The sequence below is a fragment of the Pseudomonas sp. SBB6 genome, assembly GCF_024213215.1.
Classification (GTDB): Bacteria; Pseudomonadota; Gammaproteobacteria; order Pseudomonadales; family Pseudomonadaceae; genus Aquipseudomonas; species Aquipseudomonas donghuensis.
In genome coordinates this window covers 546,790-559,194 of the sequence record NZ_JANAVH010000003.1, presented here as the reverse complement: position 1 = coordinate 559,194, position 12,405 = coordinate 546,790, and the positions used below count along the sequence as shown (strand labels likewise).

Annotated in this window: 11 protein-coding genes; 9 read left to right on the top strand and 2 right to left on the bottom strand. The window is 63.7% G+C overall.

Annotation, left to right across the window (positions count from 1 at the left end):
* Window positions 1-6: 6 nt before the first annotated feature.
* Genes NLX68_RS08685 through tldD form a run of 3 tightly spaced genes read left to right on the top strand, consistent with a single transcriptional unit; the run spans window position 7 to window position 6,124 of the window.
* Window positions 7-3,822 carry a YhdP family protein gene (locus NLX68_RS08685; protein ID WP_254283658.1) on the top strand — a complete coding sequence of 1,272 codons (3,816 nt, stop codon included), beginning with the start codon at window positions 7-9 and terminating at the stop codon, window positions 3,820-3,822.
* Window positions 3,823-3,830: 8 nt separating this feature from the next.
* Window positions 3,831-4,682: a carbon-nitrogen hydrolase family protein gene (locus NLX68_RS08680; protein ID WP_010223398.1), complete on the top strand. Its 852-nt coding sequence runs from the start codon at window positions 3,831-3,833 to the stop codon at window positions 4,680-4,682.
* A 2-nt stretch (window positions 4,683-4,684) separates the two neighbouring features.
* Window positions 4,685-6,124 (top strand): metalloprotease TldD, encoded by a 1,440-nt coding sequence (gene tldD, locus NLX68_RS08675; protein ID WP_010223397.1) that lies wholly within the window; start codon window positions 4,685-4,687, stop codon window positions 6,122-6,124.
* 42 nt (window positions 6,125-6,166) lie between these two features.
* On the opposite strand, the gene yjgA is transcribed toward tldD, so the two are convergent.
* Window positions 6,167-6,688 carry a ribosome biogenesis factor YjgA gene (yjgA, locus tag NLX68_RS08670; protein ID WP_115088594.1) on the bottom strand — a complete coding sequence of 174 codons (522 nt, stop codon included), beginning with the start codon at window positions 6,686-6,688 and terminating at the stop codon, window positions 6,167-6,169.
* 108 nt (window positions 6,689-6,796) lie between these two features.
* Between yjgA and pmbA the strand changes: the two genes are divergently transcribed.
* The 6 genes from pmbA (at window position 6,797) to NLX68_RS08640 (ending at window position 12,113) form a co-directional block, all read left to right on the top strand.
* A complete protein-coding gene (gene pmbA, locus NLX68_RS08665; protein WP_010223395.1) occupies window positions 6,797-8,143 on the top strand; it encodes a metalloprotease PmbA in 1,347 nt (448 codons plus the stop codon).
* Window positions 8,144-8,335: 192 nt separating this feature from the next.
* Window positions 8,336-8,737, top strand: a complete 402-nt coding sequence (locus NLX68_RS08660) for a FagA protein (protein ID WP_100782185.1) — start codon at window positions 8,336-8,338, stop codon at window positions 8,735-8,737.
* Window positions 8,730-10,106 carry a lyase family protein gene (locus NLX68_RS08655; protein ID WP_254283656.1) on the top strand — a complete coding sequence of 459 codons (1,377 nt, stop codon included), beginning with the start codon at window positions 8,730-8,732 and terminating at the stop codon, window positions 10,104-10,106. Before NLX68_RS08660 ends, NLX68_RS08655 begins: the two co-directional genes overlap by 8 nt.
* 27 nt (window positions 10,107-10,133) lie before the next feature.
* Complete coding sequence (locus NLX68_RS08650) at window positions 10,134-10,595, top strand: DUF2753 domain-containing protein (RefSeq protein ID WP_254283655.1); 462 nt, start codon at window positions 10,134-10,136, stop codon at window positions 10,593-10,595.
* A 1-nt stretch (window position 10,596) separates the two neighbouring features.
* Window positions 10,597-11,208, top strand: coding sequence for a superoxide dismutase (locus tag NLX68_RS08645; RefSeq protein WP_010223391.1), 612 nt, complete (start codon window positions 10,597-10,599; stop codon window positions 11,206-11,208).
* Between the two features lie 11 nt (window positions 11,209-11,219).
* Window positions 11,220-12,113, top strand: coding sequence for a ZIP family metal transporter (locus tag NLX68_RS08640; protein ID WP_036993956.1), 894 nt, complete (start codon window positions 11,220-11,222; stop codon window positions 12,111-12,113).
* Window positions 12,114-12,128: 15 nt separating this feature from the next.
* Here the strand turns inward: NLX68_RS08640 and NLX68_RS08635 are convergent, their stop codons facing one another.
* A complete protein-coding gene (locus NLX68_RS08635) occupies window positions 12,129-12,401 on the bottom strand; it encodes an HPr family phosphocarrier protein (RefSeq protein WP_010223388.1) in 273 nt (90 codons plus the stop codon).
* Window positions 12,402-12,405 lie beyond the last annotated feature (4 nt).

The window sequence follows — 12,405 nt, the reverse complement described above, 5'->3', positions numbered from 1 at the left end:
ACTGGCATGGAACGACTAATACGCGTTCTCGGCGCCTTGACCCGCTGGGGGCTCGGCTTCAGTGCCTTGCTGGCAGTGCTGGTGGCGCTGTATGTCAGCCTCGGTCGGCAATTCATCCCGCTGGTGGCCGAGTACCGCGCCGAAGTCGAAACCAAGGCCGAGCAGGCCCTGGGCATGCCGGTGCATATTGGTGCCCTGGAAGGGCACTGGAGCGGCCTGGCGCCGATTGTACGGGTGCGTGATATTCAGGTCGGCGAAGGGGCAACGGCCCTGCGCCTGGACGGCGTCAAGCTGGTGCCCGACCTCTGGGCCAGCCTGGTCGAGCGCCAAGTGCGCCTGGCCAACCTCGAGGTCGGTGGCCTGCAGCTCAGTCTGCGCGAAGATGAAAATGGCGCCTGGGCCCTGGAAGGGCTGCCGAAAAAAGACGACAAGCCGCTGGACCCCGAGCAACTGCTCAAGCAAATCCAGGTGGTGTCCAAAGTCACGGTGGTCGACAGCCAGGTGACGCTGGAGGCGTTCCAGCGCGAGCCGATGACCCTCACCTACGTCAGCCTTGGCCTGCAGACCGGCAGCGTGCGTCAGCGCCTGGATGCGCGGGTGACCCTGCCCGATGGCCAGCCGCTGGCGTTGAGCCTGCGCAGCCGCATCCGCCCAAGCCAGTGGCGCGACGGTGAAGTCGATGCCTACCTGAGCTTGCCGCAAAGCGACTGGGCGCGCTGGCTGCCACCACGCCTGCTGGGCCAGTGGCAGGCCACCGAGCTGCGCGCGGGTGGCGAGCTGTGGGCGAACTGGGGCAAGGGCCAGTTGCAAAGCGCCATGGTGCGCCTCAATGCGCCGCAGCTGCGCGGTCACTATGCCGAACGCAAGCCGGTGCAGGTCGATAACCTGGCCCTCAATGCCTGGTTCCAGCGAAGCGAGAAGGGTCTTGATGTACTGGTCGACTCCCTGGCCATGAGCCTGGGCAAGACCCGTTGGGAATCCCACGTGCAGCTCAAGCAGACGGCAGCGACCGAGTCGAGCGACGAAACCTGGGCGATCCAGGCCGACCGCCTCGACCTGACGCCCGTTACGCCGCTGCTCGATGCCTTGGCACCGTTTCCGGAAAAACTCATGGCGGTAGTCGATGGCCTCAAGGTCACGGGGGCCTTGCGCAATGTGCGTCTGGACATCCGGCCTAAAGCCCAGGGTGACCAGCGCCTGAGCTTCGCTGCCAACCTGGAGCGGGTAGGTTTTGATGCCTATCACGGCGCCCCGGCGGCGGGGAATGTCAGCGGCAGCATCAGCGGCGACCTCGGCCAGGGCGAGCTGCGCCTGGATACCGATGCCTTCATGCTGCACCTGTACCCGATCTTCGAGAAGCCCTGGCACTACCAGAAGGCCAATGCACGGCTGACCTGGCGCCTGGACCAGGACGGCTTCACCCTGATCGCGCCGTACCTCAAGGTGCTGGGCGATGAGGGCAAGATCGCCGGCGACTTCCTGATTCGCCTGCTGTTCGATGAAACCCGCGAAGACTACATGGACCTGCGTGTCGGCCTGGTCGACGGCGACGGTCGCTACACTGCCAAGTACCTGCCCGAAGTGCTCAGCCCGGGGCTGGATGAATGGCTGCGCACGGCAATCCTCAAGGGCGCGGTCGATGAAGGGTATTTCCAGTATCAGGGCTCGATCAATCACGGTGCCCCGGCGCAGGCCCGGAGCATCAGCCTGTTCTTCAAGGTGCACGATGCCGCCCTGGACTTTCAGCCGGGCTGGCCGCAGGTGCAGAAAGTTGCCGGTGATGTGTTCATCGACGACGATGGCGTGCGCATCAAGGCGCAAAGCGGGCAGTTGCTCAATACCCAGGTGCGTGACGTTGAGGTCAACATTCCCCATGTCGTCGCCGGTGAACACAATCACCTTTATCTGGACGGTGAATTCGACGGCGGGCTCGGCGATGGCCTGAAGATTCTCCAGGACGCCCCGATCGGCACCGGGCCGATCTTCGCCGGCTGGGAAGGCGAGGGCAGCCTCAAGGGCAAGCTGAAGCTGGATATCCCCTTGGCCAAGGGACAGAAGCCCAAGATCGTGGTCGATTTCGCTACCCGCGATGCACGGTTGAAGATCGCCGCGCCAGCCTTGGAGCTGAACCAGCTCAAGGGCGATTTCCGCTTTGACTTCGACAAGGGCCTGAGCGGCGAGAACATCAGCGCACGGTCCTTCGACAAGCCGATCACCGCGCAGATCTTTGCCGAAGGCAAGCCCGGCGAGTTGCAAACTCGCGTCAATGCCAAGGGCCAGATGCCCGTCAAGGCGCTGACCGACTGGCTGCAGGTCAAGCAGGCCCTGCCGCTGTCCGGTGAATTGCCTTATCAGTTGCAGGTGAGCCTGGGCAGTCGCGAAAACCTGCTGACGGTCCATTCCAGCCTCAAGGGCTTGACGGTGGACTTGCCAGCGCCCTTTGGCAAGGCTTCCAGTGAAACCCGCAACAGCCAGTTCAGCATGACCCTGCAGGGGCCGGAGCGGCGTTTCAATGTCACTTACGCCGATGTCGCCAAGGCGTTCTATGCTGCGCCCATGGACAAGCTCGACCAGGGGCGTGGCGAATTGCTGTTCGGCGCCGGGACCGCCCAGTTGCCACCGGGCCAGGGCCTGCGGGTGCGTGGCCGCCTGGCGGAGCTGGACCTGGAGCCCTGGCAGAAGCAGCTTGATCGCTTTGCCGGCAATGACCCGAGCGGCAGTGCCAAGCAAATGCTGCGCGGCGTCGACCTGAGTATTGGCCAGCTCAAGGGCTTTGGCCTGAACCTGGCCCAGGCGGTGGTACGTGTGGACCGCAGCGGCAACCTGTGGGCCTTGCGCCTGGACAGCAAGGAAGTCATCGGCAACGCCCGCATCCCTGATGCCAAGGGGGCGCCGATGGTGATCAACCTGCAGACCATTCACCTGCCGCCCGCCGACCCCGCTGAAGTCTCTTCCGATGACGGCCCGGATCCGATGGCCAACATCGATCCGCGCAAGATTCCAGCTGTCGACCTGACCATCGACAAGCTGTTCCGCGGTGACGACCTGCTCGGCAGCTGGGCGGTAAAAGTTCGCCCGACCGCCAAAGGTATCGCCCTCAACGACCTCGACGTCAGCGTCAAAGGCCTGCAGATCGACGGCAACGGTGGCTGGGAAGGCGCGCCGGGGGCCAGCGCCAGTTGGTACAAGGGCCGCCTGGAAGGCAAGAACCTGGCTGACATCCTCAAGGCCTGGAATTTTGCCCCGACGGTCACCAGCCGTGATTTCCGCCTGGACGTCGATGGTCGCTGGCCTGGCTCGCCTGCCTGGGTCGGGCTCAAGCGTTTCTCCGGCAGCCTCGATGCTGCCTTGCGCAAAGGTCAGTTCGTTGAAGTGGAAGGCGGCGCTCAGGCGCTGCGGGTGTTCGGCCTGCTCAACTTCAACTCGATTGGCCGGCGCTTGCGCCTGGACTTCTCCGACCTGCTCGACAAGGGTCTGAGCTACGATCGGGTCAAGGGCCTGCTGGTGGCCAGTGAAGGGGTCTACGTGACCCGCGAGCCGATTACCCTGACGGGCCCGTCCAGTAACCTGGAACTGGATGGCACCCTGGACATGGTCCGTGACCGGGTCGACGCCAACCTGTTGGTGACCTTGCCGGTGACCAACAACCTGCCGATTGCCGCCCTGATTGTCGGAGCGCCGGCCATCGGCGGGGCATTGTTCCTGGTTGACCGGCTGCTCGGTGATCGGGTGGCGCGATACGCCAGCGTGCATTATCGCGTCGAGGGTCCGTGGAAAGAGCCTAAGATAAGCTTTATCAAACCTTTCGACAAAACACGCTAGGAGCCGGCATGAAGTCAGCGGTTATCCAGATGGTCAGCCAGAGCGACGTTCTGGCCAACCTGGAACGAGCCCGGCACCTGCTTGAGCAGGCGGCCGCAGGTGGCGCGCGGCTCGCTGTGCTACCGGAAAACTTCGCCGCCATGGGCCGGCGCGACAGCGCTGCAATCGGTCGCGCCGAAGCCCTGGGCGAAGGCCCGATCCTGCCCTGGTTGAAACAGACTGCCCGCGACCTCAAGTTATGGATAGTGGCCGGGACCTTGCCGCTGCCGCCGGTCGGCCAGGCCGAGGCCAAGTCCCATGCCTGTTCCTTGCTGATCGATGAACATGGCGAGCAGGTGGCGCGCTACGACAAGCTGCACTTGTTCGATGTCGATGTGGCCGATAACCGCGGCCGCTATCGCGAATCCGATGACTATGCCCACGGCGGGCAGGTGGTGGTTGCCGATACCCCGGTGGGTCGCCTGGGCCTGAGCGTCTGCTATGACCTGCGCTTCCCCGAGCTGTACAGCGCGTTGCGCGAGGCCGGGGCCGAATTGATCAGCGCACCGTCAGCCTTCACCGCCGTGACGGGTGCCGCGCACTGGGAAGTGCTGATCAGGGCGCGGGCCATCGAAACCCAATGTTATGTCCTGGCCGCGGCCCAGGGCGGAACCCACCCGGGGCCACGGGAAACCTATGGTCATGCGGCGATCGTCGACCCCTGGGGGCGCATCGTCGCCGAACAGGCCAGTGGCGAGGCCGTGCTGCTCGGCGAGCGCGACAGCAGCGAACAAGCGTCCATCCGGGCGCGGATGCCGGTGACCTTGCACCGGCGCTTTTTCTCGCAGGACGCCTTGCGGCCTGCGCACACCTCGGAGTGACTATGAGCCAGATGTTATCCACTGTCAGCGAACACCTGCTGGCGCCGGGCGGCCTGACCCTCGACAGCCTGCAGTCAGTGCTGGGCGAGCTGGCAGGGCCAGGCATCGATGCCGCCGACCTGTACTTCCAGGGGCAGATTTCCGAATCCTGGGCGCTGGAAGACGGCATCGTCAAAGAAGGCAGCTTCAACCTCGATCAGGGCGTGGGCGTGCGTGCCCAGTCCGGCGAGAAGACCGGGTTTGCCTACAGCAATGCCATCAATCTCGAAGCCCTGACGTCGGCGGCCCGCGCGGCTCGGTCGATTTCCCGTGCCGGGCAGAATGGCAGTGTGCAAGCGTTCAACAGCCAGGACGTCGTCCAGTTGTATGGCACCGACAACCCGCTGGAAGTCATCAGCCGCGCCGAAAAGGTCGACCTGCTCAAGCGGGTCGACGCCGCCACGCGCAAGCTTGATCCACGCATCCAGCAAGTCACCGTCAGCATGGCCGGGGTCTGGGAGCGGATCCTGGTGGCCGCTGCCGACGGCAGCCTGGCGGCCGACATTCGCCCGCTGGTGCGTTTCAACGTCAGTGTGATTGTCGAGCAGAATGGCCGCCGCGAGCGTGGCGGCCATGGCGGTGGCGGGCGTACCGATTACCGCTATTTCACTGACGAGCGGGTCATGGGCTTTGCCCGTGAGGCCCTGCGCCAGGCGCTGGTCAACCTTGAAGCGATCCCGGCGCCGGCGGGTACCTTGCCGGTGGTGCTCGGTTCGGGCTGGTCCGGCGTATTGCTGCACGAGGCGGTGGGCCATGGCCTGGAAGGTGACTTCAACCGTAAGGGCAGCTCGGCCTATAGCGGCCATATGGGCGAAAAGGTGGCTTCAAGCCTGTGCACCATCGTCGATGATGGCACCCTGGAAGGTCGTCGCGGCTCGCTGAGCGTCGATGACGAAGGCACTCCGACCGAGTGCACCACCCTGATCGAGAACGGCATCCTCAAGGGCTACATGCAGGACAAGCTCAACGCCCGTCTGATGGGCATGGCGCGCACCGGTAATGGCCGCCGCGAGTCCTATGCGCACCTGCCGATGCCACGCATGACCAACACCTACATGCGTGCTGGCGAGAGCGACCCGGCAGAAATCATCGCCTCGGTGAAAAAGGGCATCTACTGCGCCAACCTTGGCGGCGGACAGGTGGACATCACCAGCGGCAAGTTCGTGTTCTCTACCAGCGAGGCGTACCTGATCGAAGACGGCAAGATCACCGCTCCGGTCAAAGGCGCAACCCTGATCGGTAACGGTCCGGAAGCCATGAGCCGGGTATCGATGGTCGGCAACGACCTGGCGCTGGACAGCGGTGTCGGTACCTGTGGCAAGGATGGTCAGTCGGTGCCGGTGGGCGTCGGCCAGCCGACCCTGAAGATCGATGCGATCACCGTCGGTGGCACGGGCGCATGAAGATGAAACCGGGCAGGCAGGGCGCCTGCCCGTGTGCGGGGCTCAACGCAGGCCGCGTTGGACCTCGTCGAGTTCGCGGATGTACTTGAAGATCTTGCGGCTCGCGCTTGGTGCCTTGTTGCGCGCCAGCTCGTGCTGGGCCTGGCGGATCAGCGAGCGTAGCTGCTGGCGATCGGCTTCCGGAAACTCCTGGACGAACTTCTCCAGGACTTCGTCGGTACCGTCGATCAGCCGGTCGCGCCAGCGTTCGAGGTTGTGGAAGCGCTCGTTGTACTGGCGCGAGGATGCGTCGAGCTGGTCAAGCAGGGCATTGATCGCGTCGATGTCCTGGTCGCGCATCAGCTTGCCGATGAACGACTTGTGACGCCGCTTGGCCTCGTTCGCGGTGTGCCGCTTGTGTTCTTCCAGAGCCGCGCGCAGTTCGTCGGTCAACGGCAGTTTGGCCAGGGTGTCGGGCTTGAGCGTAGTGAGGCGCTCGCCCATATCAACCAGCGCCTGCATCTCGCGCTTGATCTGGGTTTTGCTTTTTTCGCCGTCAAAGGCGGTGTCGTAAGAATCAACCATGGGGGCAGTCCGCTGAGAATCGCCGCCATGATAACCAGTCGGGGGCCGCTTGTCCGGTCCGGTCGTAGATTGACCCGCGCCGAACGCAGAATTTGAGTGGAGAAAACCATGAGTGCAGTCCAGAGCGTAGGTCCACAGGCCCTGCCGGCGTTGCAGGAGCAGGTCGAGCAGATCATCGCCGAAGCCCGGCGCCAGGGCGCCAGCGCCTGTGAAGTGGCGGTATCGCTGGAGCAGGGGTTGTCGACCTCGGTGCGCCAGCGCGAAGTCGAAACCGTGGAGTTCAACCGCGACCAGGGCTTCGGCATTACCCTGTACGTGGGGCAGCGCAAGGGCTCGGCGAGCACGTCGGCCAGCGGCAGCGAGGCGATCCGGGAAACCGTCGCCGCCGCCTTGGCGATTGCCAAGCACACCTCCGAAGACGAGTGCGCCGGGCTTGCCGATCCGGCACTGATGGCCCGTGAGCAGCCGGACTTCGACCTGTACCATGCCTGGGACATCACCCCTGAGCAGGCCATCGAGAAGGCTCTTGAGTGCGAGGCTGCGGCCTTCGACGCCGATGCACGGATCAAGAACGCCGACGGCACCACCCTTAACACCCACCAGGGCTGCCGCGTTTATGGCAACAGCCATGGCTTTATTGGCGGCTACGCTTCGACCCGGCACAGCCTGAGCTGCGTGATGATCGCCGAAGCCGACGGCCAGATGCAGCGCGACTACTGGTATGACGTCAACCGTCAGGGCGAATTGCTGGCCGACCCGCGCAGCATCGGTATACGCGCCGCGCAACGGGCGGCCAGCCGCCTCGGCGCGCGCCCGGTGCCGACCTGTGAAGTACCGGTGCTGTTCTCCGCCGAGCTTGCTGGCGGTTTGTTCGGCAGCTTCCTCTCGGCGATTTCCGGCGGCAACCTGTATCGCAAGTCATCTTTCCTTGATGGCGCCATGGGCCAGCGCCTGTTCCCGAGCTGGCTGACGCTGGATGAGCGTCCGCACTTGCAAAGGGCGTTGGGCAGTGCGGCCTTCGACGGTGATGGCCTGGCAACCTACGCCAAACCGTTCGTCGAGAATGGCCAGCTTGTGTCTTATGTGCTGGGCACCTATTCCGGACGCAAGCTCGGCTTGCCGAGCACCGCCAACGCCGGTGGCGTGCATAACCTGTTCGTTACCCATGGCGTCGAAGACCAGGCGGCCTTGCTGCGGCGCATGGGCCGCGGGCTGTTGGTCACCGAGCTGATGGGCCATGGCCTGAACATGGTCACCGGTGACTATTCTCGTGGTGCCGCAGGCTTCTGGGTTGAAAACGGCGAGATTCAGTTCGCTGTTCAGGAGGTGACGATCGCCGGCAATATGAAGGACATGTTCCAGCAAATCGTCGCGATCGGTAATGATCTTGAAACCCGCAGCAATATTCACACAGGTTCCGTGCTGATCGAGCGGATGACCGTAGCGGGCAGTTAAGCCCCTCCCGGCCTCATCGCTGGCTTGCCAGCGATCGAGCGCGCAGCGGTCGCAATCCAGTTTATCGCGGGGCAAGCCCGCTCCTACACCCCCTCCAAAGCCCGGCCATGTGTCGGGCTTTTTGTTTTTCTTTTCCCTTGTTCTTGAACTGATTCTGATTATCACTTAATAATGAATATCATTATCTTGGCGATGATGTTCATGAAACCAGTCCTCCACGAATTGCCCTACCTGGAAAACTGGCGCTGGCTGAGCCGGCGCATTCGCTGTGCCCTCGACCCGGACGAGCCGCGCCTGATCGAGCACTACCTCACTGAGGGCCGCTACCTGGTGTGCTGCACCGATACCAGCGCCTGGACCGTCGCCCTGACTTCATTCCGCCTGTTGCTGGATACCGCCTGCGATCGCGCACTGCCCTGGCATTGGCGCTGCCTGTGCCTGGACCAGGCCTGGCGACCGCTGCTGGAGCTGCGCAACCTCGATCGCCACGAACACAACCAGCGCTGGCAGCCCTTCGCCCTGCAACTGGCGAACTGCGTGCTGCTGCCTTCGATTTCCTACGATGAACTGATGCAAGGACTTGATGATGAGTAATACCCGTATCGAGCGCGACAGCATGGGTGAACTGCTGGTGCCGGCCGAGGCCCTGTATGGCGCCCAGACCCAGCGCGCGGTGAACAACTTTCCGATCAGCCAGCAACGCATGCCGACCCAGTTCATTCGCGCGTTGCTGCTGGCCAAGGCTGCCGCGGCCAGGGCCAATATCGAGCTCAAACAGCTGGACCCGGCCCGGGGCGAGGCGATCGTCAACGCCGTGGAGCAACTGCTGGCGGGCGATTTCATGCAGCACTTCCCGGTGGATATCTTCCAGACTGGCTCCGGGACCAGCTCGAACATGAACGCCAACGAGGTGATCGCCACCCTGGCCAGCCGCGTGCTGGGCGACACGGTCAACCCCAACGATCATGTCAACTGCGGGCAAAGCAGCAACGACATCATCCCCACCACCATTCATGTCAGCGCCGCGCTGGCCTTGCATGAGCAGTTGCTGCCGGCGCTGAACCATCTGGTCAAGGTCATCGAGGCCAAGGCTGAGCAGGTGCATCCGTTCATCAAGACCGGCCGCACCCACCTGATGGATGCCATGCCGGTGCGCATGAGCCAGGTATTGGGTGGTTGGGCGGCGCAGATCAAGGCGGCTATCGGCCACCTGCAGGCGACCCTGCCAAGCCTGCAGGCGCTGGCCCAGGGCGGTACTGCGGTGGGCACCGGCATCAATGCCCACCCTGAATTCGCTGCCCGCTTCAGCCAGCAACTGACCGCGCTGACCCGCGTCGAGTTTATCCCTGGGCATAACCTGTTTGCCCTGATCGGCTCGCAGGACACCGCAGTGGCCGTTTCCGGCCAGCTCAAGACAACGGCGGTGGCGCTGATGAAGATCGCCAACGACCTGCGCTGGATGAACTCCGGGCCACTGGCGGGCCTTGGCGAAATCGAGCTCGAAGGCTTGCAGCCGGGCTCCTCGATCATGCCGGGCAAGGTCAACCCGGTTATCCCGGAAGCGACCGCCATGGTTGCCGCGCAGGTGATCGGCAACGACGCGACCATCGCCGTGGCCGGGCAGTCGGGCAACTTCGAGCTCAACGTGATGCTGCCGATCATTGCCCAGAACCTGCTCAGCAGCATCGAGCTGATGGCCAATGCCAGCCGCCTGCTGGCCGACAAGGCGATTGCCAGCTTCAAGGTCAACGAGCCAAAACTCAAGGAAGCGTTGGCGCGCAACCCGATCCTGGTGACTGCGCTGAACCCGATCATCGGCTACCAAAAGGCCGCCGAGATCGCCAAGACCGCCTACAAGCAGGGTCGGCCGATTATCGACGTGGCCCTGGAACATACCGACCTGCCGCGCAGCCAGCTTGAAGCGCTGCTCGATCCGGAAAAGCTCACCGCTGGCGGGATCTGAGCCGGTCCACCGCTCTGGAGGTTAGTCATGCAGCACTGGAAACGCACCACCGAAATTGCCAACCGCTTGTTTGAACAGGGCGAGCTGGTCGATGCCCGCGAGTTGTATCTGCAGGCCCTGGCGCTTGCCCAGGTGTTGTTCGAGCGCTGGCATGACGCCGACGAAGCGGTGGCCGCTTGTGTCATCGCCCACCACAACCTGGCCGACTTGCACCTGCGCCTGAATCAGCCGCAGGAAAGCGCCGAGTACCTCTGCGCCATTCACCAGCGGCTGCTGCAGAGCGCCCAGGACCCACGCCTGGCGCCGAGGTTGCGTGAAGCTGCGCTGCGTCATAGCAGCAAGACCTACACCGAGTTGCTGAGCTTTATCAGCGAGTACGGCCAGTACCCGCGCACCGAGCGTCTGCTCTACCGGCACGAGCCGCAGCCGGCCCTGCATGCCGGCCAGGAAAGCACCGCGCCTTCAGCCCTACGACATGGAATCCAGTGATATGCCTTATACCTTGCCTGCATTGCCTTACGCCTACGATGCGCTGGAACCGCACATCGATACCCAGACCATGCAGATTCACCACAGCAAGCACCACCAGACCTACATCAACAACCTCAATGCGGCGGTAGAAGGCAGCGAGTATGCCGAGTGGCCGGTGGAAAAACTGGTCGCCAGCGTTAAACAACTGCCGGAAAAACTGCAGAACGCCGTGATCAACCAGGGTGGCGGCCACGCCAACCACTCGCTGTTCTGGACGGTAATGTCGCCCAAGGGCGGCGGCTTGCCACAAGGCGCCGTGGCCAAGGCCATCGAGGAGCAACTGGGTGGCTTCGACGCCTTCAAGGAGGCCTTTACCAAGGCTGCGCTGACCCGTTTCGGCAGCGGCTGGGCCTGGTTGAGCGTGACCCCGGCCAAGACCCTGGTGGTCGAAAGCAGTGGTAACCAGGACAGCCCGCTGATGAACGGCAATACGCCGATCCTCGGCCTGGACGTCTGGGAGCACGCTTACTACCTGCTGTACCAGAACCGCCGTCCGGAATACATCAACGCGTTCTACAACGTGATCGACTGGTCCGAGGTAGAGCGTCGTTACGCAGCCGCGCTTGTGTGAGTCGCGCGGGTATGCGTTCGGATGTGATGTCCATTGCCGGAGTGCGACTGTTTCGCCTGGCGCTCGGTACCCTGTTGTTGCTGGTCGGCTTCGCGCTGCTGGTGGCTCAGGGTATCGCCTGGCTTGATCTGGAGCCGCGCATGCTGCGGGCACTTGAAGGCGGTGCGCTGTGCGCCCTGGGCACTGCCCTGGGCGCCGTGCCGGTGCTGGTGATCCGCAACATGCCGGTGGCGCTCGCCGATACCCTGCTGGGCTTCGGGGCCGGGGTGATGCTGGCGGCCACGGCTTTCTCGCTGATCATTCCCGGGCTGGATGCCGCCCAGGCCATTGGCCTGGGTAAATGGGGCGCGGGTGGCTTGATCAGCTTCGGCTTGCTGTTCGGGGCCTTCTGTCTGTACCTGGTGGACCTCAAGGTCTCCGGCGCTTCACCGGAGGCGCTGGTCGGTACTGCTCAGCAGCCGGTGATCGCCGCGCGGATCTGGGTGTTCGTCATCGCCATCATTGCCCATAACATTCCGGAAGGGATGGCTATTGGCGTGTCTGCCGGCGGCGGCATGCCTGATGCCGACAGCCTGGCCATGGGTATCGCCTTGCAGGATGTGCCCGAAGGCCTGGTCATCGCCCTGGTGCTGGCAGGGGCGGGGATGGCCCGCTTCAAGGCGTTTCTGATCGGTGCGGCTTCAGGTCTGGTCGAGCCGCTGGCGGCGGTGGTGTGCGCCTGGCTGGTTAGCGTGGCGGAGTTGTTGCTGCCATTGGGGTTGGCCTGCGCGGCAGGTGCGATGTTGCTGGTGGTGACCCAGGAAATCATTCCGGAATCGCGCAGCAATGGCCATCACCGGCTGGCCAGTCTTGGCCTGTGCATCGGCTTCTGCCTGATGATGGTGATGGACACGGCGCTGTCTTGAGAAAACGGGGGCGGGTTACTCGCCCTCGTCGAAGTAGTTGTTGATCAGCTCGACCAGTGCAGCCAGTGCTGCGTCGTCTTCTTCGCCTTCGGTGTGCAGGTGCACCTGAGTGCCCTTGCCAGCCGCGAGCATCATCACGGCCATGATGCTCTTGCCGTCGACCAGGCTCTGGGGTGTACGGCCCACTCGGACCTGGCAGGGAAAGCGTCCGGCTACACCTACGAATTTCGCCGCCGCCCGGGCGTGCAGCCCCAGCTTGTTGATGATGGTGATTTCACGAGCGGGCATCGAG

What these genes read in the sequence shown, in the direction of transcription:
- NLX68_RS08685 (WP_254283658.1), top strand. Translation starts at nt 7, where the DNA reads ATGGAACGACTAATACGCGTTCTCGGCGCCTTGACCCGCTGGGGGCTC.
- NLX68_RS08680 (WP_010223398.1), top strand. Translation starts at nt 3,831, where the DNA reads ATGAAGTCAGCGGTTATCCAGATGGTCAGCCAGAGCGACGTTCTGGCC.
- tldD (WP_010223397.1), top strand. Translation starts at nt 4,685, where the DNA reads ATGAGCCAGATGTTATCCACTGTCAGCGAACACCTGCTGGCGCCGGGC.
- yjgA (WP_115088594.1), bottom strand. Translation starts at nt 6,688, where the DNA reads ATGGTTGATTCTTACGACACCGCCTTTGACGGCGAAAAAAGCAAAACC.
- pmbA (WP_010223395.1), top strand. Translation starts at nt 6,797, where the DNA reads ATGAGTGCAGTCCAGAGCGTAGGTCCACAGGCCCTGCCGGCGTTGCAG.
- NLX68_RS08660 (WP_100782185.1), top strand. Translation starts at nt 8,336, where the DNA reads ATGATGTTCATGAAACCAGTCCTCCACGAATTGCCCTACCTGGAAAAC.
- NLX68_RS08655 (WP_254283656.1), top strand. Translation starts at nt 8,730, where the DNA reads ATGAGTAATACCCGTATCGAGCGCGACAGCATGGGTGAACTGCTGGTG.
- NLX68_RS08650 (WP_254283655.1), top strand. Translation starts at nt 10,134, where the DNA reads ATGCAGCACTGGAAACGCACCACCGAAATTGCCAACCGCTTGTTTGAA.
- NLX68_RS08645 (WP_010223391.1), top strand. Translation starts at nt 10,597, where the DNA reads ATGCCTTATACCTTGCCTGCATTGCCTTACGCCTACGATGCGCTGGAA.
- NLX68_RS08640 (WP_036993956.1), top strand. Translation starts at nt 11,220, where the DNA reads ATGCGTTCGGATGTGATGTCCATTGCCGGAGTGCGACTGTTTCGCCTG.
- NLX68_RS08635 (WP_010223388.1), bottom strand. Translation starts at nt 12,401, where the DNA reads ATGCCCGCTCGTGAAATCACCATCATCAACAAGCTGGGGCTGCACGCC.